We start from the raw sequence: 21,469 nt of genomic DNA, 5'->3' as shown, positions 1-21,469 counted from the left end.
GGCTTTCGCATCGGGCGTCGGAACCAGCAAGATAGGGGGGTTGTGTCCCAGCCCCCCTCGATTTCCCCCGGTGGCTTTTCTGTGACTCAGATCCCGACGTGGAGCGGCGGACAGGTAAGTCCCGCCAGCGGACGAGCAGCGCCCGGCACCACCATCGGTGGCCGGTACTCGCTGCGGTCCGCGGTGGGCAACGGCGGCATGGGCACGGTGTGGCGTGCCACAGACACCCTGCTGCGCCGCGACGTGGCGGTGAAGGAGGTCGTCCTTCCCCCGGGCCTGGCGCCCAGCGACCGCGACGCCATGTACGAGCGGACGCTGCGCGAGGCCCGCGCCGCCGCCGCCATCCAGCACCCCGCCGTGGTGCAGGTGTACGACGTGGTCACCGAGGCCGGTCGGCCCTGGATCGTCATGGAGCTGCTGGACGCCCGCAGCCTCGCCGACATGGTCATCGAGGACGGTCCGGTCGCGCCCCGCGCGGTCGCCAAGATCGGCATCGCGCTGCTCGGCGCGCTGGAGGTCGCGCACGCCATCGGCGTGCTGCACCGCGACGTCAAGCCGGCCAACGTGCTGATCTGCTCCGACGGGCGCTGCGTGCTGACCGACTTCGGTGTCGCCCGGATGCCCACCGACGTGCAGCTCACCACCCCCGGCATGGTGCTCGGCTCACCGCACTTCATCTCGCCCGAGCGGGCCATGGGCCAGGAGTTCGGCCCGCCGAGCGACCTCTTCTCGCTGGGTGTGACGCTCTACACGGCCGTCGAGGGGCGTCCGCCGTTCGACAAGGGCGACCCGATCGAGACCATGCACGCCGTCGTCGAGGACCCGCCGGCCCCGCCGCAGCGCAGCGGCGCCCTGACCCGGGTGCTGATGGGTCTGCTGGAGAAGGACCCGGCCCGCCGACTGGACGTGCACACCTCCCGGGCCATGCTCCGCGAACTGCTCGCCGGCCCGCTGGGCAGCACCGCCACCGCCGTGCACTCGGTCACCGACCCGTACGCCGTGGTGCCCGTGCAGCAGCGCCCGGCCCCCGTCCACCAGCCGGCCCAGCCGGAGCCGAAGCCGGAGGACCAGATCGGCGGCCGGGCCATGCTGGCCCCGGGCGAGTCGCTGACCAACCGACTGGCCGCGCTGCGCCGGGGCGAACGTCCGCAGCCGGCCAGCGCAGCCGCCACCGCTGCCGCCGCGCTGGACGAGACCAGCGCCGACGCGCTCGCCGGTCCGCTGCACACGCCGACCGGCGCGATGCCCACCGCCGGCCGTCCCGCCGCCGGGCGCACCTATGGCGGCAGCGCGGACGCCACCCAGCGGGTGGATGCCGGCGCCCACCCCGATGCCACCCAGCGGGTCACCTACGGCAGCCGGCCCGACGCCACGCAGCCGGTCGGCTACGGCACGCCCGACGCCACCCAGCGGATCGGCGGCAGCACCTACGGCGGCGGCAACCAGTGGTCGGTGCCGGGCACCGGCCAGCCCTGGACGACGCCGTCCACCGCTTCCGGCGGCGGCGCCCTGGACAAGGTCCGCGCCACCGGGGGCCAGCTCGTCACCACAGTGAAGGGCTGGCCGCGCAAGGTGCAGCTCGCCGCGGCCGGCGGCCTGGCCGTGGTACTGCTGATCAGCATCGTGGCGCTCTCCAGCGGCGACGACCCCGCCCCGAGCGCCCCGCAGGCGCAGCCCACCCCGTCCGCGCCCGCAGCCTCGGGCGTCGAGATGCAGGAGCACACGGCCCGCGGCATCCAGGTCATGGTGCCCAAGGGCTGGAAGAAGGCCACCGGCGGCTCGTACACCGACTACATCGACCCGGAGGACAGCGGCCGCAAGGTGCGCATCATCACCGAGAAGTGGTCCAGCAGCTCCACCCGGTGGGCCGAGACGGCCGAGAACGGCCTGAAGACCCGGAGCACCTCCTGCGTGAAGCCGTACGCGCAGGTCGCGTCGACGGAGACCAAGCTGGCCGACAAGCCGGCCGCCGAATTCGAGTACACCTGCGGCACGGGCGACGCCATGCGGCACGGCATCTGGCGCGGCGTGGCGCAGGACGGCAAGGCGTACTCGTTCTACCTCACCGCGAACGACGCCAAGTTCGCCGAGAGCAAGCCGATCTTCGACGAGATGGTGCGCACGTTCCAGCTCACCGGCGACGGCTGAGCCGAGGGAACCGACAGCGGTGATCCGCCGCCGTGCTATCAAGAGGCATGGCGGCGGACACCACTGACATCGACGACATTCGCGAGCAAGCCCGACGTTGGCTGGCCGACGACCCCGACCCCGCCAGCCGGGACGAGCTGACGGCGGTGCTCGACCGGCTGCCGGCGAGCGCACCGGAGCTGGCCGACCGGTTCGCCGGTCCCCTGACCTTCGGCACCGCCGGCCTGCGCGGCCCGCTGCGCGCCGGCCCGAACGGCATGAACCTCGCCGTGGTCACCCAGGCCGCCGCCGGGCTCGTCGGCTGGCTCGCCGCCCAGGGCGGCACCGGCCCCCTGGTGATCGGGTACGACGCCCGGCACGGCTCCCGCCAGTTCGCCGAGCGCACCGCCCAGGTGGCCACCGGCGCCGGCCGACCGGCGCTGCTGCTGCCCCGCCCGCTGCCCACCCCGGTGCTGGCGTACGCGGTGCGCCAGCTCGGCGCGGTGGCCGGCGTCATGGTCACGGCCAGCCACAACCCGCCGCAGGACAACGGCTACAAGGTCTACCTCGGTGCGGAGCTGGGCGGTGAGCTGGGCGCCGGGGCGCAGATCGTGCCGCCGGCCGACGCCGGCATCGAGGCCGCGATCCGGGCGGTCGGTCCGCTGACCCAGGTGCCGCTGGGCCGGCCCGGCGAGGTGCTCGGCGACGACCTCGTCGCCGCGTACGTGGAGCGGGCCACCGCCGTGATCGACCCGGACGGGCCGCGGGACCTGTCGGTGGCGTACACCCCGCTGCACGGAGTGGGCGCGGCGGTGCTCACGGCGGCGTTCGCCCGGGCCGGTTTCCCGATCCCCGGCGTGGTGCCCGACCAGGCCGAGCCGGACCCGGAGTTCCCCACCGTGTCGTTCCCCAACCCGGAGGAGCCGGGGGCGGTGGACCGGCTGATCGCGCTGGCCGACACCACCGGCGCGGACCTCGCCATCGCCAACGACCCGGACGCGGACCGCTGCGCGGTGGTCGTCCGGGAAGGCGAAGACGGGCAGGGCTGGCGGATGCTGCGCGGCGACGAGGTGGGCGTGCTGCTCGCCGACCACCTGATGCGACGCGGAGTGACCGGGCTCTACGCCACCACCATCGTCTCGTCGTCCCTGCTGCGGGCGATGTGCGCGGCCCGGGGCCTGCCCTACGACGAGACGCTCACCGGGTTCAAGTGGATCGTCCGGGCCGGCGGCGGGAGCGCGCCGCTGGTCTTCGGCTACGAGGAGGCCCTCGGCTACTGCGTCGCCCCGGAGCACGTCCGGGACAAGGACGGCATCACCGCCGCGCTGACCGTGGCCGAGCTGGCCGCCGGCCTCAAGGCGCAGGGTCGTACGCTGACCGACCGGCTGGACGAGCTGGCCGCCGAGTTCGGCGTGCACCACACCGACCAGCTCTCCGCACGGGTGGACGACCTGCGGGAGATCGCCGACGCGATGGCCCGGATCCGGGCGGCCACCCCGACCACGCTGCTGGGACAGCCGGTCGACAGCGTCCGGGACCTGCTGCCCGAGGCGGACGTAGTGATCCTTCGCACCGCAAGGGCCCGGGTGGTGATCCGGCCCTCCGGCACCGAGCCGAAGCTCAAGGCGTACCTCGAGGTGGTGGAGCCGGTGCCCGACGGCGATGTCGCCGCCGCCCGGAGCAGGGCCGGCGCGGCGGTCGCGCAGCTGCGCGCCGAGATCGCTGCGGCCCTCGGCATCTGACCGCGATCGACCCCACCCACCTGCCACGTTCCCTTTGCTCTGCTTCAACCCGCGCAACACTCGGCGGCAGATTGTGTTGCGCGGGTTGAAGCAGAGCAAAGGGCGTCAGGGGGATGGGCCGGCCCCGACGGTCAGGCGCGCTTGCCGAGCGCCGCGTCGACCGCTGAAGCCAGGGCGGCGACGACCAGACCGACCGACGGGCGGACAACCGAGTCGTCGGTGCTCACCTGACCGGAGAAACCCGCGCCGGTGGCGATCTCCTCCAACCGTCGGCGGGCGGTGGCGGCCTCCTCGCCGCTCACGCCCAGCGCGGACTCCATCCGCAGCACCACGACCAGGGTGGCCAACGCGGCGGTCCGCTCGTCCGGGGCCGCCGCGCCGGTCAGCGCCTCGGTCAGCCGCTGGCGGGTGTCCGCCTCGACGGAGGCGTCCACGACCGGATACCGGTGTACGTGGATGAAGCCCAACTCGGTCTCGTCGACGTCCTGCACGACGCCCTGGGCGCACAGGTCACCGAGGATGCGGTCGCGCAGGCCGTGCCGCAGGCGCTGCACCCACGAGGCCGGGGTGTGCGGGGTGTCGGCGGCGATCCGGCCGAGCACCTCGTCGGTGACCGGCTCGCCGGTGGGCGTCGGGTCGACGACGGTCAGGTTCCCGTCGGCGTACGCGATCCGGCCGGCCAGTGCCAGCTCGACCAGCACCGCGGCCGCCATGCCCAGGTCCAGGCTGATCCGCGGCATGGTCGCCTTGCCGGTCGAGTCGTCGTAGGCGAGGAGCAGCAGCTCCTCGGCGAGCGCAACACCAGTCATGGCCCGAGACGGTAGCGGGTCCGCGCACCACCGCGCGCGGACCCGCCGTTACCCGGCACGGACCGGGTGGAAGATCAGAACCGGGGCATGCCGCCGAACTGGCGGTCACCGGCGTCACCGAGCCCGGGAACGATGAACATGCGGTCGTTGAGGCCCTCGTCGATCGCGGCGGTGACCAGGCGCAACGGCAGGCCGGAGCGCTCCAGCCGCTCGATGCCGACCGGCGCGGCGAGCACGCAGAGCACGGTGATGTCGGTGCAGCCCCGATCGGCCAGCAGCCGGCAGCAGTGCTCCAGCGAGCCGCCGGTGGCCAGCATCGGGTCGAGCACCAGCACCGGCAGGCCGGTCAGGTCGCGCGGCAGCGACTCCATGTAGGCGCGCGGCTCGTAGGTCTCCTCGTCGCGGGCCAGGCCGACGAAGCCCATCGAGGACTCGGGCAGCAGGCCCAGCGCGGCGTCCGCCATGCCCAGGCCGGCCCGCAGCACCGGCACCAGCAGCGGCGGGTTCGCCAGCCGGGTGCCCTCGGTGGCGGTGACCGGCGTCTGCACCGGGTACCGCTCGACGGGGAAGGTGCGCGCCGCCTCGTACACCAGCATGGTGGTCAGTTCGTGCAGCGCCGCCCGGAACGTCGAGGAATCGGTGCGCGCGTCCCGCATGGCGGTCAACCTGGACTGGGCCAGCGGGTGGTCAATGACGTGTACGTCCACGATCGCTCAACCTACCGGGCCGTTCGGCGTGCTGGTGCGGGTGCGGTCGTACCGGCGACGCCGCTCACGTCGGGCCCACCGTGACCAAGATCACTCAGCGGTTCCGTGCGTAGACTTCTCGGCATGACGGCGACAACGACGTCGGCCCGGTCGGACCTCTCCGAGCTGGGACGATCCGAGACCGCTCTGCGGACCTTCCTGCACGGCCTGCCCGGCGTGGACCAGGTCGGCGCGGAGCAGCGGGCGGCACAGCTCGGCACCCGATCCATCAAGACCACCGCCAAGGCCCAGGCGATCGACCTGGCGATCCGGATGGTCGACCTGACCACCCTGGAGGGGGCGGACACCCCCGGCAAGGTGCGCGCGCTGGCCGCGAAGGCGCTGCGCCCGGACCCGGCCGACCCGTCCTGCCCGCACGTCGGCGCCGTCTGCGTCTACCCCGCGATGGTCCCGTACGTGGCCGAGGTGCTGGCCGGCAGCGGCGTGCACCTGGCCAGCGTGGCGACCGCGTTCCCGTCGGGTCAGGCGCCGCTGGAGATCAAGCTGGCCGACACCCGGGCCGCCGTCGCGGCCGGCGCCGACGAGATCGACATGGTGATCAACCGGGGCGCGTTCCTGGCCGGGCGCTACAAGGAGGTCTACGACGAGATCGTGGCCACCAAGGAAGCCTCCGGGGACGCCCACCTCAAGGTGATCCTGGAGACCGGCGAGCTGGCCACCTACGACAACGTGCGCCGGGCCTCCTGGCTGGCCATGCTGGCCGGCGGCGACTTCATCAAGACCTCCACCGGCAAGGTCCCGGTCGCGGCGACGCTGCCGGTGACCCTGGTGATGCTGGAGGCGGTCCGCGACTTCCGCGAGGCCACCGGGCGGCAGGTCGGCGTGAAGCCGGCCGGCGGCATCAAGAACACCAAGGACGCCATCAAGTACCTGGTGATGGTCAACGAGACCGTCGGCGCGGACTGGCTCGACCCGGACTGGTTCCGCTTCGGCGCGTCCAGCCTGCTCAACGACCTGCTCATGCAGCGCACCAAGCTGACGACCGGGGTCTACTCCGGTCCCGACTACTTCACCCTGGACTGATAGCCGATGTTCGAATACGCCCCCGCCCCCGAGTCCCGCTCGGTGGTGGACCTCAAGCCCTCGTACGGGCTGTTCATCGACGGCAAGTTCGTCGATCCGACCGATGGTGGCAGCTTCAAGTCGATCAATCCCGCCTCCGAGGAGGTGCTGGCCGATATCGCCGAGGCCGGCGCCCAGGACGTGGAGCGCGCGGTCCGCGCCGCCCGTCAGGCGTACGACAAGGTCTGGGGTCCGATGCCGGGCCGCGACCGGGCGAAGTACCTGTACCGGATCGCGCGGCTCATCCAGGAACGCTCCCGCGAGCTGGCCGTCCTGGAGTCGCTGGACAACGGCAAGCCGATCCGCGAATCCCGCGATGTCGACCTGCCGCTGGTCGCCGCGCACTTCTTCTACTACGCCGGCTGGGCCGACAAGCTGGGCCATGCCGGCTTCGGGCCCGACCCGCAGCCGATCGGCGTGGCCGCGCAGGTAATCCCGTGGAACTTCCCGCTGCTCATGCTCGCGTGGAAGATCGCCCCGGCGCTCGCCGCGGGCAACACGGTGGTGCTGAAGCCCGCCGAGACCACCCCGCTGACCGCGCTGCTGTTCGCCGAGATCTGCCAGCAGGCCGACCTGCCGGCCGGCGTGGTCAACATCGTCACCGGCGCCGGCGACACCGGCCGGACGCTGGTCGAGCACCCCGGCGTGGACAAGGTCGCCTTCACCGGCTCCACCGAGGTCGGCCGGGCCATCGCCCGGTCCGTCGCCGGCACCCGCAAGAAGCTCACCCTGGAGCTGGGCGGCAAGGCCGCCAACATCGTCTTCGACGACGCGCCGATCGACCAGGCCGTCGAGGGCATCGTCAACGGCATCTTCTTCAACCAGGGGCACGTCTGCTGCGCCGGCTCCCGCCTGCTCGTCCAGGAGAACGTGGCCGACCGCGTGCTGGAGTCGCTGAAGCGGCGGATGGCTCAGCTCCGCGTCGGCGACCCGCTGGACAAGAACACCGACGTCGGCGCGATCAACTCCGCCGCCCAGTTGGAGCGGATCCGCGAGCTGTCCGACGCCGGCTCCGCCGAGGGCGCCGAGCGCTGGTCACCGCCGTGTGAGCTGCCCGACCGGGGCTTCTGGTTCGCGCCCACCATCTTCACCGGGGTCACCCAGGCGCACCGGATCGCCCGCGAGGAGATCTTCGGCCCGGTGCTGTCGGTGCTCACCTTCCGCACGCCGGCCGAGGCCGTCGAGAAGGCCAACAACACGCCGTACGGGCTGTCGGCGGGCATCTGGACCGACAAGGGCTCGCGCATCCTGTGGATGGCCGACCGGCTGCGCGCCGGCGTCGTCTGGGCCAACACGTTCAACAAGTTCGACCCCACCTCGCCGTTCGGCGGTTACAAGGAGTCGGGCTACGGTCGCGAGGGCGGCCGGCACGGGCTGGAGGGGTACCTCAATGTCTGAGCGGGTCGCGGTACGCAAGACGTACAAGCTCTTCATCGGCGGGAAGTTCCCGCGCAGCGAGTCGGGACGGTCGTATCTCGTGCAGTCCTCGAATGTGTCACTGGCCTCCCGCAAGGACGCCCGGGACGCGGTGGTCGCCGCCCGCGCCGCCGTCAAGGGCTGGGCCGGCGCGACCGCGTACAACCGGGGTCAGATCCTCTACCGGGCCGCCGAGATGCTGGAGGGCCGCCGCGAGCAGTTCGTCGCCCTGGGCATCCCCGGCGACGAGGTGGACGCCGCGGTGGACCGCTGGGTCTGGTACGCCGGCTGGGCCGACAAGCTGGCCCAGGTGTACGGCGGCGCCAACCCGGTCGCCGGCCCGTACTTCAACATCTCCGCGCCGGAGCCGACCGGCGTGGTCGCCGTGGTCGCCCCGGAACGGCCGGCGCTGCTCGGCCTGGTCAGCGTGATCGCCCCGGCGATCGTCACCGGCAACACCGTGGTGGTGGCGGCCTCGCCGTCGGAGCCGCTGGCGGCGGTGACGCTGGCCGAGGTGCTGGCGACCTCCGACCTGCCCGGCGGGGTGGTCAACATCCTCACCGGCGCGATCACCGAGACCGCGCCGGCGCTGGCGGCGCACATGGACGTCAACGCGATCGACCTGACCGGGGTGACCGACGCGTCGCTCGCCACCGAGCTGGAGGTCAAGGCCGCGGAGAACCTCAAGCGGGTGCTCCGACCGGCCGAGGCGGACTGGTCCGCCGATCCGGGCGTGACCCGGATGACCGCGCTGCTGGAGACCAAGACGGTGTGGCACCCCAAGGGGGTGTGATTCGTTCCCGGCCTTTGGGTTTTCCGGGGGAGCCCGCCCACTCCGGGCGGTCAGGCTTGATCCCTGCGTGGGCGGGCTCCCCCGGAAAACCTGACTCGGGCCGGGTTCGTCGGGTGGGTCAGCTTGCGGGTTTTGCCCGACGTTGAGTCGCCGGTCAGCGGGGCGATCGGCGGGGCCGGCGCGTCCGGCGGCGCGATCGGCGGGGCAGGCGTCGCGACCGGCGCGATCGGGCACGGCCGGCGGCGCCGATCGGGCGCGGCCGGCGGGGCGATCGGCGCGATCGGGCGGGGCCGGCGGGGTGGTCAAGATCTGCGCAACTTCAGGGATGTTGCTGCCTCCGGGGCGATGGAGGCAGCAACATCCCTGTTCTTGTGCGGATCTTGCGCCAGCCTGCCCGGTTCCGGGGCCGTCTTGATCATGGGTTCGCGAGGGATCGGTCTTCCGGGCCGGGTGACTCGTGATCGGGCTGGTCGGGTGGGTGGGGGGTCTACTACCGGGGGTAGGATTGGGGGGTGACTCGGTTGGGCGATCTTGAGCGTGCGGTGATGGACGTGCTGTGGGACGTGGTCCCGGGCACGTCGGACGGTGTGACCGTGCGCGAGGTGGCCGACGCGCTCGACGGCCGCGAACTGGCGTACACGACGGTGATGACCGTTCTCGACCGGCTCGCCGGCAAGGGCATGGTGCAGCGGGAACGGGAGGGCCGCGCCTGGCGGTACCGGCCGGCGGCCAGTCGTGAGGCGCACATCGCCCAGCTCATGCTCGACGCCCTCGACCTGGGCGGCAGCCGCGACGCCGCGCTGGTGCGCTTCGCCCGCTCGGTGACCGGCACCGAGGCCGAGGTGCTGCGGGCCGCCCTGGGCAGCGAGGCCGGGCTGGCCGGGCCGAGTTCCGCCGACGGCGCCACGGGCGGGGCCGACGCCCTGACCGACCGGGTGGATCCGCCGGCGGGCCGGCGGCCGGCCGGCGAGGCAGCGGAGCGGTAGGGCGCGCGCCATGGCCTACGCCGTGCACTTCGCCGCCACCATGCTGGCCTGCTATCTGACCGCGCAGGTGCTGGCCGGCTCCACCTGGACCTGGCGCAGCCCGCGGGTGGCGATCGTCTGCTGGCAGGCCGTCGGGCTGGCCTTGGGCCTCTCCGCGATGGGCCTGCCGATGGCCCTCGGGCTGACCGCGTACGACCTGCCGACCGGCAGCGCACTGCTCGCCCTGACCACCGACCTCGCCCACGGCAGCCTGCCGATCGGCGTGACCGCGTTCCACCTCGCCGGCGTCGGGGTGGGCTTCGGCATCGGAGCGGTGCTCGTCACCACGACCGTCCGCAGCATCCACGGGACCATCCGCGCCCAGCGCCGACACCGGGACCTGCTCACCCTGGTGGCCCGGGACGACCCGGCCGCGCCCGGGGCGCTCGTCCTGGACCATCCGAGCGCCGCCGCGTACTGCCTGCCCGGGGTGAAGCCGCAGGTGGTGGTCAGCGCGGGCACGCTGAGCCTGCTGGACCGCGCCGAGCTGGCCGCCGTGCTCTCCCACGAGCGCGCGCACGCCCATGAGCGACACGATCTGGTGCTGCTGCCGTTCACCGCGCTCTGCCGGGCGCTGCCGTGGTTCGGCTGGGTCCGCGACGCGCACGAGCGGGTCGCCCTGCTGGTCGAGATGCGCGCCGACGACAAGGCACGCGAACTGCACGCCGAGGCGCCGCTGGCGGGCGCGCTTCGTCGTTTCGCCGCCGCCGGGCACCGGGTCACCCCGGCCGGAGCCCTGGGCCTGGGCGACCGCGACCTGGACGTACGCGTACAGCGCCTACTGGTTGCCGACCGGCCGCCTCTGGCCCTCGGCGCCACGGCCCTCGCGGTGGCCACCACCCTGGTCGCCCTCCCGATCACGCTCTTCCTGAGCTGACGCCCCAGCCCCACGCCTCGTACGTCCCTCGCGCCTCGCTCCGCGGCGCGCTCCCTCGCATGATCGCGCTCGATCCAGGATCGAGGGGCATCCGGATGGCGCGAGGGCACCACATCCAGGATCGAGCGCGATCATCTCCCGGATCCCACTACTACTACGGCTCGTCGTAGGATTTCCTACGACGGTCCGTAGTAGTAATTACATGTAGGCAAGCTACGTGTAGGGTTGCTACTACATGGGAGCCAACAGCTAGGGAGAGCCGGCCATGGACACGCTGCTCCTCGCCCGCCTGCAGTTCGCCACCACCACGTCGATCCACTTCCTGTTCGTGGTCGTCACGCTCGGGCTGGTCACGCTGCTGGTCGGGATGCAGACCGCCTGGGTGCTCACCGGCAACCCGAAGTGGGAGCGGCTGACCCGGTTCTGGGGCCAGCTCTACGTGATCAACTACGTGCTCGGCATCGCCACGGGCATCGTGATGGAGTTCCAGTTCGGGCTGAACTGGAGCGGCCTGTCGCGCTACGTCGGCAACGTCTTCGGCGCGCCGCTGGCGATCGAGACGCTGGTGGCGTTCTTCCTGGAGTCCACGTTCCTCGGGATGTGGATCTTCGGTTGGCACCGGCTCGGCAAGGGCGTCCACCTCGCGCTGCTGTGGGGCGTGGCGCTCACCGCGTACGCCTCGGCGTTCTGGATCATGGTGGCCAACTCCTGGCTGCAACACCCGGTCGGGTACGAGGTCCGCGACGGGATCGCCCACCTCACCGACTTCGGCGCGCTGCTCACCAACCCCAGCCTCGGCATGGCGTTCGGGCACGTGGTCTCCGCGGCGCTCCTGGTCGGCGGGATGCTGATGGCGGCCGTCAGCGCCTGGCACCTGATCCGGCGTACGCCCGACTTCGCGCTCTTCCGCACCTCGCTGCGGATCGGCCTGGTCACGGCGGCACTGGCGATCACGATGGTGCAGGGCTTCGGCTTCGCCCAGTTCGGCCCGGTCGGCGCGGTGCAGCCGACCAAGTTCGGCGCGGACAGCCCCGAGGCGCAGGCCCTGATCGGCGAGTGGACCACGCGGTTCGGGCCCGGCGACTACACCCCGCCGGTCCTGGCCAGCGTCGGGCTGGGCTTCATGATCCTGGTCGGCTTCACCCTCGGCTGCGTGTGGTTCCTGCTGCCCCTGCTCTACCGGGACTGGATCATCCGGCTGCGTTTCCCACTCTGGCTCATCCTGCTCGCCGTGCCGTTGCCGTTCGTCGCGGTGATCCTCGGCTGGATCGCCCGCGAGGTCGGCCGCCAGCCCTGGGTGGCGTACGGCCTGCTCCCCACCGAGCAGGCGGTCTCCCCCGTCGGGACGCCGGTGATGCTCGCCTCGCTGATCGGCTTCAGCGTGCTGCTGGGCACCCTCGCCGTCACCAACTGGGTGCTGCTCGCCCGGCACGCGGGACGCGGCGCGGCCGACCCGGCTCTCGGCCGCCCACCGGCAGCGCCCGGCGAGCCGGCCCACCCCGAACCCGCCCTCGCCTGAGCGACTGAGGAGACTCACCCGTGGATCTCGCCTGGTACGTCCTTCTCGGCCTCTTCTTCGCCTGCTACCTCGTGCTCGCCGGTTACGACTACGGCGTCGGGTTGCTGCTCGCCCGGGGCGGCGCCCCGGCCGGGCGGCGGGCCGCGCTCACCGCCCTCGGCCCGTTCTTCCTCGGCAACGAGGTCTGGCTGGTCGCCGCCGTGGGCATCCTGTTCGGCGCCTTCCCGGTGCTGGAGGGTGAGCTGCTCGCCGGCTGCTACCCGGCGTTCGCCGGCGCGCTGGTCGGCGTCATCCTGGTCACCGCCGGAGTGCAACTGCGCAGCCGGCCGAGCGACGAGCGGGTCCGCGCCCGCTGGGACCGGGTCATCGTGGTCGGCAGCGCGCTCGCCGCGCTGGGCTGGGGCGTGGTGCTGGCCGCGCTGTTGCAGGGCGTGCCCCGCCAGGCTGACGGGCACGTCGCCGGGGTGTCGCACCTGGCCACCCCGTTCGCGGCGACCGCCGGGCTGACCATGGTCGCCCTGGTCGCGGTGCACGGTGCGACCTTCCTCACGCTGCGACTGCCGGCCGACGCCGCCGCCGTGGCCGGCCGCACGGCCCGCCGGCTGGTGCCGGTGGCGCTCTGCGCGGTCGCCGTGGCCACCGTCGCGGGCCTGCTCTCCTGGCGGGTACGCGACGCCGTCGGGCGACCGGCGGTGGCCGTACTCCTGCCGGTGTTGCTGGTGGCGGCGCTGCTGGCGGCCCGCGCGGCGCTGGCGCGGCGGCGGCCCGGGTGGGCCCTGATCGCCACCGGCGCGGCAATGGCGCTGCCGGTGGCGCTGGTCGGCGCGGCTCTCTGGCCCTACGTGCTGGTGTCCACGACCGACCCGGGCGCCTCGCTGACGGTGGCCGACGCGGCCGCCAGCGCGCCGACGCTGCGGCTGCTTGGCTGGGTGGCGCTGCCGCTGCTGCCGGCCCTACTAGGCTTCCAGGCGATGTGCTGGTGGGTTTTCCGGGGACGGACCGACGGCAGGGCACCGGTGTACTGGTGAACCGCCGTCCCTTCGACCCGCGTCTGCTGCGTCGGGTCCCCGCGGCCCGGCGCGATCTTGCCGTGCTCGCGCTCCTCGGCGTGCTCGCCGCCGCGTTGATCGTCGCGCAGGCCACCGCGTTGGCTGCGGTGCTGGCCACCGCCTTTGACGGGCGGCTGAACCGGCCGGCGCTGTTGGGTCTCGTGGTCGCGGTCGCCGCCCGGTCGGCGCTGGTCTGGGCACAGGGCACGGTCTCCGCGCGGGTCGCCGCCACGGTCAAGGCCACGCTGCGGGCCGACCTGCTCGGTGCGGTGGGGCGGCACGGGCCGGGCTGGGTGGCGGGGCAGCGGGCCGGTGAGCTGGCCACCCTGGCCGGGCGTGGGCTGGACGCGCTGGACGCCTACTTCACCGGGTATCTGCCGCAGTTGGTGCTCAGCGTGACGGTGCCCGTGGCCGTGCTGGCCCGGATCGTCGTCGCCGACTGGGGCTCGGCGCTGATCATCGCGTTGACGCTGCCGCTGATCCCGGTCTTCGGCGCGCTGCTGGGCTGGCAGGCGCAGGCCGCCACCGAGCGGCAGTGGCGTCGGCTGGCCCTGCTGGGCGGACACTTCCTGGACATGGTGGCCGGGCTGCCCACCCTGCGCGCGTTCGGCCGGGCCCGGGCGCAGACCGAGGTGGTCCGCCGGATGGCCGACGGGCACCGGGTCGCCACCATGAAGACGCTGCGGATCGCGTTCCTCTCTGCGCTGGTGCTGGAGCTGGTCGCCACTCTCTCGGTGGCCCTGGTCGCGGTGCCGGTCGGCATCCGGCTGCTCGGCGGCGGGCTGGCCCTGCACACCGCGCTGCTGGTGCTGCTGCTCACCCCCGAGGCGTACCTGCCGCTGCGGGCCGCCGGCAGCCGCTTCCACGCCAGCATGGAGGGGCTCACCGCGCTGGACGAGGCGCTCACCGTCTCGGCCGCGCCCGCCACCCCCCGCGCCGCCGAGGGCGCGACCATCCCGGACGGTCGCGGTGAGATCCGGTTCGAGGCCGTGACCGTGGCGTACGAGCGGACCACCGCGCTGCGCGACGTGAACCTGAGCATCCGACCCGGCGAACGGATCGCCATCATCGGGCCCAGCGGCGCCGGCAAGAGCACCCTGCTCGGTCTGCTGCTCGGCTTCGTGACCCCGACCAGCGGCCGGATCACCGTCGACGGCGTCGACCTCGCCACCGCCGACCCGGACGCCTGGCGTCGGCAGCTCGCCTGGGTGCCGCAGCGCGCCCACCTCTTCGCCACCTCGCTGGCCGACAACATCCGGCTCGGCGCACCGGACACCCCGCCCGAGGCGCTCGCCGCCGCGGTGCGCGCCGCGGCCCTCGACGACGTGGTGGCCGGCCTGCCCGAGGGGCTGGACACGCTGCTCGGCGAGCGCGGGCACGGCCTGTCCAGCGGCCAGCGGCAGCGGGTCGCACTGGCCCGGGCGTTCCTGCGCGACGCCCCGGTGGTGCTGCTCGACGAGCCCACGGCGCGGCTGGACACGGCCGCCGAGGCGGTGGTGCTGGACGCCACCCGCCGGCTCGTCGCCGGACGGACGGCGCTGCTGGTGGCGCACCGGCCGGCGCTGCTGACCGACGCCGACCGGGTCCTGCGCATCGAGGACGGCCGGGTCACCGAGCTGACGCCCGAACCGATCGGAAAGGCGGCCCGATGAGCACGGAACACGGGCCGGAGGTCGCGGCTGGGGTGCCATCGGCTGGCGTGGCATCGGCCGGGCGGGCCGGCGCCGAGCGCGCGGTGCTGCGGCTGGCCCGCCCGTACCTGGGTCGACTGGCCGGCGCCGGGCTGCTCGCCGCCGCCACCGAGTTCGCCGGGATCGCCCTGATGGCCACCGCGACGTGGCTGCTGATGAGCGCCGCCGGGCGGCCTCCGCTGGACCGGCTCACCGTGGCGATCGTCGCGGTCCGGGCGCTGGCGATCAGCCGGGGCGTGTTTCGCTACACCGAACGGCTCGCCGGGCACGACGCGGTCCTCCGCATGATCACCGACGTGCGGGCCCGGGTCTTCGCCACCCTCACGGCCCGCCGCGACACGCGACACCGCTCGGGGGACGTCCTGAGCCGGCTGGTGTCCGACGTCGAGGCGGTCCAGGATCTGCTGTTGCGGGTGCTGGTGCCCGGCTCGGCGGCGGCCCTGGTCGGGGTGCTGGCGGTGGCCGGGGCGGCGCTGATCTCGCCGCCGGCCGCCGGTGTGCTCGCGCTCGGGCTGGTGGTCGCCGGTGTGGCGCTACCGGCGCTGGCCACCGCGGTCACCCGGCGCAGCGCGGCCGAGGTGGCACCGCTGCGCGGCGCGCTGGCCACCGACGCCGTCGACCTCACCCACGGCGCCGCCGACCTGGCCGCGTTCGGGGCGACCGACGCCGCGCTGCGCGCCGCCGAGCAGCGGGCCGACCGGCTCGCCCGCCTGGAACGCCGGCTGGCCGCCACCGGCTTCGCGGTGGACGCCGCAGGGGTGCTGACCGCCGGACTGACCGCCGCCGCGGTGGTGCTGGTCGCGCTGGCCTCCGACGTGCCGGGCGTCCTGGTCGGGGTGCTGGCCGTCGGCACCCTGGCCGCCGTGGAGGTGGCGCTGGCCCTGGTCTCGGCCGCCCGGCAGTGGACCCAGCTGCGGCCCGGCCTGGCCCGGGTGGCCGCCCTCCTCGACGTCGACACGCCCAATGCCCCGCCCGCTCCCCGAGTGACCGACCGGGCCGACCCGCAGGACCTGCGCTTCGACGAGGTGAGCGTGCGGTACCGGACCGGCGCCGCACCCGCGTTGGACCGGGTGAGCCTGGACCTGCCCGCCGGCCGGCGCATCGCCGTCGTCGGCCCGAGCGGCGCCGGCAAGAGCACCCTGGCCGCCGTGCTGACCGGGGCGGTCCGACCCACCTCCGGCCACGTCACCCTGGCCGGCCGCGACCTGGGGACGTACGCCGAGGAGGAGCTGCCCCGCAGCGTCGGCGGGCTGCTCGCCGAGGCGTACGTCTTCCATGCCACGGTCCGGGAGAACCTGCTGCTCGGGCGGGCCGGCGCCGACGAGGACGAGTTGACCGCCGCGATGGCGGCCGCCGGCCTGCTGGACTGGGTACGCGCCCAGCCGGCCGGCTGGGACACCCTGGTCGGCGAGGAGGGCGGCCAGCTCTCCGGCGGCCAGCGGCAACGGCTCGCGCTCGCTCGGGCCCTGCTCGCCGCGCCACCGGTGCTGGTGCTCGACGAGCCCACCGAGGGGCTGGACCCGGCCGCCGCCGACGCGGTGCTCGCCTCCGCCCTCGCGGGAACCCCCGCCGGGCACTCGGTCCTGCTGATCAGTCACCGGCTCAGCGGGCTGGCCGACCTCGACGAGATCGTCGTCCTCGACGGCGGCCGGGTGATCCAGCGCGGCCGGCACGCCGAGTTGGTCGCGACCCCCGGCTGGTACCGGGACCAGTGGCTTCTCCAGGAAGCCGCCGAGCGCGGGTACCTGGCCCTCGCTCCCTGACCCGCTTCGGGGACGGACCAGGGTTCTCCCCGACGTGAGGGCGCTCGCGTCCGTGGCAGGGTGGTGCCATGCGGCATGCTGAGGACTTCCTGGTCGAGGAGCACCTGCGGGCGCTGGAGTCCCGGCTTCAGGGGCCGGCGCGGCTGAAGTCCGACCTGCTCACCGAGGCGCGGCACGACCTGCTGGACGCCGTCGACGCGTACCGCGAGAGTGGTGTGCCGCCCACGGAGGCGCAGCTGCGGGCGGTGGCCGAGTTCGGCTCACCGGCGCAGTTGCTGCCCTCCTGGCAGGCCGAGCTGGCGGTGGCCGCCCTGCGCGGCCTGTCCCTGCGGATGCTGGCCGTGGCCGGGGTTCTGGTGGCCGCCGGCGACCTGACGTGGCGCGGGTCGAGCTGGAGTGCGGGTCCGCAGCCGCCGGCGCTCTACCGGCTGCTGTCCGCCTCGGTCGACTGGATCTGGCTCGGCGCGCTGCTGCTGGCCGTGACCGGCCTGCTGGTGGTCTGGGCGAGCGCCCGGTCGTCGCGACCGGGCCTGGCGGCGGCGCAGCGCGCGGTGGGCGCCGCCCTGACCGGCACGCTGGTCCTCGGCATCGTGGCCGGCGGGTCTCTCTTCGTCTGGTCGATCGATCTGTGGGACGCGGCGCTGACGTGGCCGCCGATGATCGTCGGCATGGTGGTGGTGGGTGGGGCGTACTTCTCGCTGACCCGCGCCGCGCGCGGCTGGCTGCGGGCCGCCGCCCGCTGAGCGGGCGGCAGGCGCTCAGGCCGGGGTGCCGGACGGGCTGCCGGGGTCGAGGAACCGGCCGACAGTCGCGCGGAACTCCTGCCATCCGGCGCGCTCGCCCGCCAGCGCGCGGCGGCCGGAGTCGGTGAGCTGGTAGGTCCGCCGCTCCCGACCGTTGACCGTGCTCCAGGTGCTCGCCACGTGGCCGGCGCGCTCCAGCCGGCGCAGCGCCGGATAGATCGTGCCGGTGGGCAGATCGAGATTGCCGTCACTGCGCGCCCGCAGGGACTCGATGATGGCGTACCCGTGCAGCGCGCCCTGTTCGAGAACGGCGAGCAGAAGGGCGTCGAGGTGGCCGTGCAGCGCCTGGGCCTTCATGTGTAGTTACGCTACTTGTCGAACGCCCCGATCGCCACCGTCGCGCCCGCGCAGGCCCGAGACGTTTCTCGGCCGGCCACCGGGGTGCGGGCTCCGGGCTTCCCGAGCCGCCGACTAGGGTATGTGCCCAGAGTCACTCGCCGGCCGGAGACGCCGGCGGGTGGGCAACCCGAAGCACACGGAGGTCAGCGTGGCCCGCCAGTCGCCCCAACGGCCCGACGCCGACGAGCCCGAGCTCGACGACACCACCGGCCCGGCCGAGCCAGACGAGGCCGACGAGGCCGACGACACCACCCGCGCGTCGGCCGACCGGTCGCTCTGGGACGAGCTGCGGATCGACCCGGTGGAGATCGCCCTGCCCGCCGGCACCGGCTTCACGCTGCGGGCGTACCGGCCGGCCGGGTCACTGACCCCGACCGACGTGACCGAGCGCGACCAGGACGACCCGTTCCTCGCCCGCCGGCAGGTGATCGAGGAGGAGGACGACGAGAGCGTCGTCATCCTCGACGAGGAGCTGGCCGAGGAGTTCGTCGACAGCGACGAGGACGAGCCGTCCCGCCGTCGCCGCGACAGCGCCACGGACGCCGACGCGACCGCGGACGACGACGAGGCCGAAGCCGAGGACGTCGCCGACGAGGCGGACGACGAGGAGGTGCCGGTCTTCCTCAGCCACCGCGGCAAGCTGCTGCTGTTCAAGACCCCCGAATCGCTTGTCAGTTTCATCCGCTCCGGCGCACCCAATGATCTGTCCCAACTGGACAGCTGGAATGAATTGGCCGAACGGGTGGAGCCGGCCGACATCGCGCCGCTCGACGAGGACACCTACGAACTCGACCTCGTCGTGGAGAACCTGCGCGGCGGTCACGACAGCTGGGATTCGACCCTGCTGATCGAGGCCGGCGAGGTCGCCCGCGACCTGTCGTACGCGTTGCGCCTGCCTGCGGTTCTGGACATGCTCTCCGCCGGCTCCAGCCTCGACGACCTGGACGAGGCTCTGCGGGCCACGGCCAACGGCGGGATCGGCGCCTTCATGGGCCGGCGACGGTTGAAGAAGATCGGGGCACAGACCGCGAGTTTGGGTTGGCGCACCATTGTCGGCAAGATCTCTGCGGTGGTGGACTGGCGCGACTGACCCGTACCGGGGAGCATCAGTTGCTGGCAGTAGGAAGACCTGTCCCGGGAGGAGGACGACGCCGTGGCGCTCGTGCGCGTGTACTGCGGTCTGGCCTCGGCGGATCCGGCTGACCGACCGGCCTCGGCCGGTTCGACGCTGACGTCCGCTGTGGTCGACGACGCAGGCCGTCTGCTGCATGTCAGCGAGATCGGCGACGACGCGGCTGGCTACGCCCAGCTCGTCGCCCTGCTCGTGGAGCGGTCGGGCGGACCGAGCGGTGCGGCCATCGCCGCCGACAGCGACGACCACACGGTCACCTCGCTGTTGAGCGCGGCGGGTCGTCCCCTGGCGATCGCCGACGACGACTCGGTGGACGACTTCGCCGAGCGGTTCGCCGACGACGACTCGCTTGAGGAGATGCAGTCGCCGCCGGCCGAGCGCCGGGCCGTCGGTCTGGCCCGCGCGTTGCAGGCCGGTGCGCTCTCCGCCGTCACACTGCCGGCTCCCCGGGACCTCGCCGGCTACAAGCAGGTGCTCGCCGCGCACGCCGCCCTGGCCAGCGGCCGGCACTCCGCCGCCGTGGCGCTGCGCGAGGTGCTGCGGGAGCTCTACCCGGCGGCGCTGCGCGCCTATCCGGACCCGGCCGAGCCGGTGTCGCTGGCCGTGCTGGACGCGCTGCCCGAGCCGGGCATGCTCGGCGGCACCATCGCCCGTGGCCGCGAGGTGTCCGTCGCCGCGGACGCCATCGCCGCGCATCTCGCGGCGGACGGGGTCGCCGACGCCGAAGAGATCAACGAGGCGGTCACCGCGCTGCGGGTCGCCATCTCGGAGACGCCGCGCCGCGCCGCCGTCAACCGGGCGCTCACCTCTGCCGTGGCCGAGACCGTCCGGCAGGCCGTCGCCTCCGTACGGGCCTGCGACGCCGGCTGCGAGGCACTCGTCAGCGCGCTCAGCGCCCGGGTCAGCACGCCCGCCCCGGCCCCCGGCCGACGGGCCGCCGCCCGTCGTGGCGAGTCGGTCGGCGAGCTGACCGGCCTCGCCGGCACCGGCGCCGGCCTGCGCTCCGTCCGACCGAACCCGGTCACCGCCGAGCCCACACCCGTCACCGGCCGACGCAGCCGACCCGAGCCGGCACCGGGCAGCGCCCCGCTGGCGTCGCCGCGCCCACTCGGACCGCCGCCGGTCGCCCCCGCTCCGGTCACCCCTCCGCCGATCGCACCCGCGCCGATCGCACCGGCCGCGGTCGCCGGCCCGCCGGTGTCCGCGCCTCCCGGGCGTACCGAGCCCATCCCGAGCCGGATCGACGGCCCGACCAACCGGCCGGTCTCGTCGCCGCCGCCCCCGCCGCCGGGGATCACCCCCATCGCGCCGGCTCAGCGGGGCACCGTGCCGCCGGCCGAGGCGGGCGAGCCGTTCCGGCCGACCCTCACCACCGCCGCGATCAACCACGCGCGGGCCGAGCGGCAGCGTACGGTCATTCCGCCCCGCCCGAAGACCAACGGCGAGCGGCAGAGTCACGTGCAGCGGCCGGTCGAGGAGCCGCCCACCGGCGGGTTCAGCGCCACCGACCTCAGCATCCCGGTGCCCGCTCCCCGGCCGGGTCAGGAGCCGGCGGCGCCCCCGGGTTCCCGGGCGAACTGGCCCCTGGTCAACAACCCGGAAGACCCGGCCGACAGCTCGCCGAACAACCCCGTCGCCTACTCGTACGGCGGCAACCGCGTCGACGCCCCGACCGACCCGGGTCGGGCCGATGGTCGGGTCACGCCGCCCTGGCTGGCCGACGACCTGCCCCAGGAGCCGCCCATGCTGCGGCTGGTCGAGCCGCCGCCGCTGGCGGACCGGGCACTGCGGGAAGGGCTCAACCCTCCCCCCGGTGACCCCCGCCTGGAGACGCCGCCGCTGCGGCTGGTCGACCGGGAGCAGGCCGCCCGCAACAACCGCCTCGCGCCCCGCGTCGAGCGGGCCGCCGAGCACCGGCCGCCTCCCCCGGTCGAGCACCGGCCGCCTCCCCCGGTCGAGCACCGACCCCCGCCGGTCGAGCACCGGCCGCCGCCGGTGGCCGACGAGGGCGACGGTGATCTGCTGATCTTCGCGCAGGCCAAGTCGGCGTGGTTCGTCGGGCACACCGAGGAGGAGTCCGACCTGGACTGGTCGACCACCGCCGACACCGGGTGGCAGGCCGCCGAGCAGGCAGCCCGCCCCGCGGTGGGCGCCGAGACCAACGCCGGGCTGCCGAAGCGCGTCCCGCAGGCCAATCTGGTCCCGGGTTCCCCGCTGCGCGAGGAGCGTCCACTGCGGATAGTGCGCGACGCGGCGAGCCTCGCGGAGAACACCACCGGCTACTTCCGCGGCTGGCGTCGCGGGCAGGAGATCGGCGGGTTCGCGGTGGGCGGCCGGCCGGGCCGGGAGGCCGCCGGCGGCTGGGACTTCAGCCGCGACCACGGGGACCGCGACGACGACCGGGAGTACGAGTACCGCTCCGCCGGCTACCAGTCCTGAGCGACTCTCTCCCGTACGCGTTCCTTCCGCCCTCAGCCGTTACACCGGCTGGGGGCGGAAGTGCGTTCAGGGGCCAACCAGACCGGCCCGCGCACACGCGGGTAGGGCGGCCCGAA

Annotated in this window: 17 protein-coding genes; 14 read left to right on the top strand and 3 right to left on the bottom strand. The window is 74.1% G+C overall.

Going from position 1 to position 21,469, the window contains the following annotated elements; genetic code table 11:
- Positions 1–81 precede the first annotated feature (81 nt).
- Together ABZT87_RS00840 and ABZT87_RS00835 are read left to right on the top strand one after the other, a co-directional pair.
- Positions 82–2,148 carry a serine/threonine-protein kinase gene (locus ABZT87_RS00840; protein ID WP_355132765.1) on the top strand — a complete coding sequence of 689 codons (2,067 nt, stop codon included), beginning with the start codon at positions 82–84 and terminating at the stop codon, positions 2,146–2,148.
- A gap of 47 nt (positions 2,149–2,195) precedes the next feature.
- Complete coding sequence (locus ABZT87_RS00835; protein WP_355132763.1) at positions 2,196–3,869, top strand: phospho-sugar mutase; 1,674 nt, start codon at positions 2,196–2,198, stop codon at positions 3,867–3,869.
- Between the two features lie 131 nt (positions 3,870–4,000).
- Here the strand turns inward: ABZT87_RS00835 and ABZT87_RS00830 are convergent, their stop codons facing one another.
- Positions 4,001–4,678 (bottom strand): GPP34 family phosphoprotein, encoded by a 678-nt coding sequence (locus ABZT87_RS00830; RefSeq protein WP_355132761.1) that lies wholly within the window; start codon positions 4,676–4,678, stop codon positions 4,001–4,003.
- Positions 4,679–4,752: 74 nt separating this feature from the next.
- Positions 4,753–5,385 carry a uracil phosphoribosyltransferase gene (gene upp, locus ABZT87_RS00825; RefSeq protein WP_354853962.1) on the bottom strand — a complete coding sequence of 211 codons (633 nt, stop codon included), beginning with the start codon at positions 5,383–5,385 and terminating at the stop codon, positions 4,753–4,755.
- Positions 5,386–5,508: 123 nt separating this feature from the next.
- Here upp and deoC point away from each other — a divergent pair, with 123 nt between their 5' ends.
- The 10 genes from deoC to ABZT87_RS00775 all read left to right on the top strand — a co-directional run bounded on the left by deoC (position 5,509) and on the right by ABZT87_RS00775 (position 17,383).
- The gene (gene deoC, locus ABZT87_RS00820; RefSeq protein ID WP_355132759.1) at positions 5,509–6,468 is read left to right on the top strand and encodes a deoxyribose-phosphate aldolase; all 960 of its coding nucleotides are present in this window, start codon (positions 5,509–5,511) and stop codon (positions 6,466–6,468) included.
- A 6-nt stretch (positions 6,469–6,474) separates the two neighbouring features.
- Positions 6,475–7,905 carry an aldehyde dehydrogenase family protein gene (locus tag ABZT87_RS00815; protein WP_355132757.1) on the top strand — a complete coding sequence of 477 codons (1,431 nt, stop codon included), beginning with the start codon at positions 6,475–6,477 and terminating at the stop codon, positions 7,903–7,905.
- Positions 7,898–8,716 (top strand): aldehyde dehydrogenase family protein, encoded by an 819-nt coding sequence (locus ABZT87_RS00810; RefSeq protein WP_354853953.1) that lies wholly within the window; start codon positions 7,898–7,900, stop codon positions 8,714–8,716. The genes ABZT87_RS00815 and ABZT87_RS00810 overlap by 8 nt, the downstream gene beginning before the upstream one ends.
- Before the next feature lie 512 nt (positions 8,717–9,228).
- Complete coding sequence (locus tag ABZT87_RS00805; RefSeq protein WP_354861578.1) at positions 9,229–9,702, top strand: BlaI/MecI/CopY family transcriptional regulator; 474 nt, start codon at positions 9,229–9,231, stop codon at positions 9,700–9,702.
- A 10-nt stretch (positions 9,703–9,712) separates the two neighbouring features.
- Complete coding sequence (locus ABZT87_RS00800) at positions 9,713–10,618, top strand: M56 family metallopeptidase (protein ID WP_355132755.1); 906 nt, start codon at positions 9,713–9,715, stop codon at positions 10,616–10,618.
- Positions 10,619–10,883: 265 nt separating this feature from the next.
- The gene (locus ABZT87_RS00795; RefSeq protein ID WP_355132753.1) at positions 10,884–12,137 is read left to right on the top strand and encodes a cytochrome ubiquinol oxidase subunit I; all 1,254 of its coding nucleotides are present in this window, start codon (positions 10,884–10,886) and stop codon (positions 12,135–12,137) included.
- 20 nt (positions 12,138–12,157) lie between these two features.
- Positions 12,158–13,165 carry a cytochrome d ubiquinol oxidase subunit II gene (locus ABZT87_RS00790; RefSeq protein ID WP_355132751.1) on the top strand — a complete coding sequence of 336 codons (1,008 nt, stop codon included), beginning with the start codon at positions 12,158–12,160 and terminating at the stop codon, positions 13,163–13,165.
- Positions 13,162–14,838, top strand: a complete 1,677-nt coding sequence (cydD, locus tag ABZT87_RS00785; protein WP_355132749.1) for a thiol reductant ABC exporter subunit CydD — start codon at positions 13,162–13,164, stop codon at positions 14,836–14,838. Before ABZT87_RS00790 ends, cydD begins: the two co-directional genes overlap by 4 nt.
- On the top strand, positions 14,835–16,640 hold the full coding sequence (gene cydC, locus ABZT87_RS00780) for a thiol reductant ABC exporter subunit CydC (RefSeq protein WP_355132747.1): 1,806 nt from the start codon (positions 14,835–14,837) through the stop codon (positions 16,638–16,640). The genes cydD and cydC overlap by 4 nt, the downstream gene beginning before the upstream one ends.
- A 68-nt stretch (positions 16,641–16,708) precedes the next feature.
- On the top strand, positions 16,709–17,383 hold the full coding sequence (locus tag ABZT87_RS00775) for a permease prefix domain 1-containing protein (RefSeq protein WP_355132745.1): 675 nt from the start codon (positions 16,709–16,711) through the stop codon (positions 17,381–17,383).
- A 15-nt stretch (positions 17,384–17,398) separates the two neighbouring features.
- Here the strand turns inward: ABZT87_RS00775 and ABZT87_RS00770 are convergent, their stop codons facing one another.
- Positions 17,399–17,740: a helix-turn-helix transcriptional regulator gene (locus tag ABZT87_RS00770; RefSeq protein ID WP_355132743.1), complete on the bottom strand. Its 342-nt coding sequence runs from the start codon at positions 17,738–17,740 to the stop codon at positions 17,399–17,401.
- 160 nt (positions 17,741–17,900) lie between these two features.
- On the opposite strand from ABZT87_RS00770, the gene ABZT87_RS00765 reads away from it, so the two are divergent.
- Entirely contained in the window at positions 17,901–18,872 is a 972-nt protein-coding gene (locus tag ABZT87_RS00765; RefSeq protein WP_355132741.1) for a DNA primase, read from the top strand.
- A 39-nt stretch (positions 18,873–18,911) separates the two neighbouring features.
- Positions 18,912–21,353 (top strand): transposase, encoded by a 2,442-nt coding sequence (locus ABZT87_RS00760; protein WP_355133652.1) that lies wholly within the window; start codon positions 18,912–18,914, stop codon positions 21,351–21,353.
- Positions 21,354–21,469: the final 116 nt, after the last annotated feature.

Origin of the sequence: Micromonospora sp. NPDC005237, from assembly GCF_040607775.1 — a bacterium.
Classification (GTDB): Bacteria; Actinomycetota; Actinomycetes; order Mycobacteriales; family Micromonosporaceae; genus Micromonospora.
Note: the sequence above shows the minus strand (reverse complement) of the source record. Positions and strands in the feature narration are given on the sequence as shown.

Coding starts and splice junctions, on each gene's coding strand:
- ABZT87_RS00775 (WP_355132745.1), top strand. CDS start 16,709: ATGCGGCATGCTGAGGACTTCCTGGTCGAGGAGCACCTGCGGGCGCTG.
- ABZT87_RS00800 (WP_355132755.1), top strand. CDS start 9,713: ATGGCCTACGCCGTGCACTTCGCCGCCACCATGCTGGCCTGCTATCTG.
- ABZT87_RS00830 (WP_355132761.1), bottom strand. CDS start 4,678: ATGACTGGTGTTGCGCTCGCCGAGGAGCTGCTGCTCCTCGCCTACGAC.
- ABZT87_RS00835 (WP_355132763.1), top strand. CDS start 2,196: ATGGCGGCGGACACCACTGACATCGACGACATTCGCGAGCAAGCCCGA.
- ABZT87_RS00770 (WP_355132743.1), bottom strand. CDS start 17,740: ATGAAGGCCCAGGCGCTGCACGGCCACCTCGACGCCCTTCTGCTCGCC.
- cydC (WP_355132747.1), top strand. CDS start 14,835: ATGAGCACGGAACACGGGCCGGAGGTCGCGGCTGGGGTGCCATCGGCT.
- deoC (WP_355132759.1), top strand. CDS start 5,509: ATGACGGCGACAACGACGTCGGCCCGGTCGGACCTCTCCGAGCTGGGA.
- ABZT87_RS00795 (WP_355132753.1), top strand. CDS start 10,884: ATGGACACGCTGCTCCTCGCCCGCCTGCAGTTCGCCACCACCACGTCG.
- ABZT87_RS00815 (WP_355132757.1), top strand. CDS start 6,475: ATGTTCGAATACGCCCCCGCCCCCGAGTCCCGCTCGGTGGTGGACCTC.
- ABZT87_RS00810 (WP_354853953.1), top strand. CDS start 7,898: ATGTCTGAGCGGGTCGCGGTACGCAAGACGTACAAGCTCTTCATCGGC.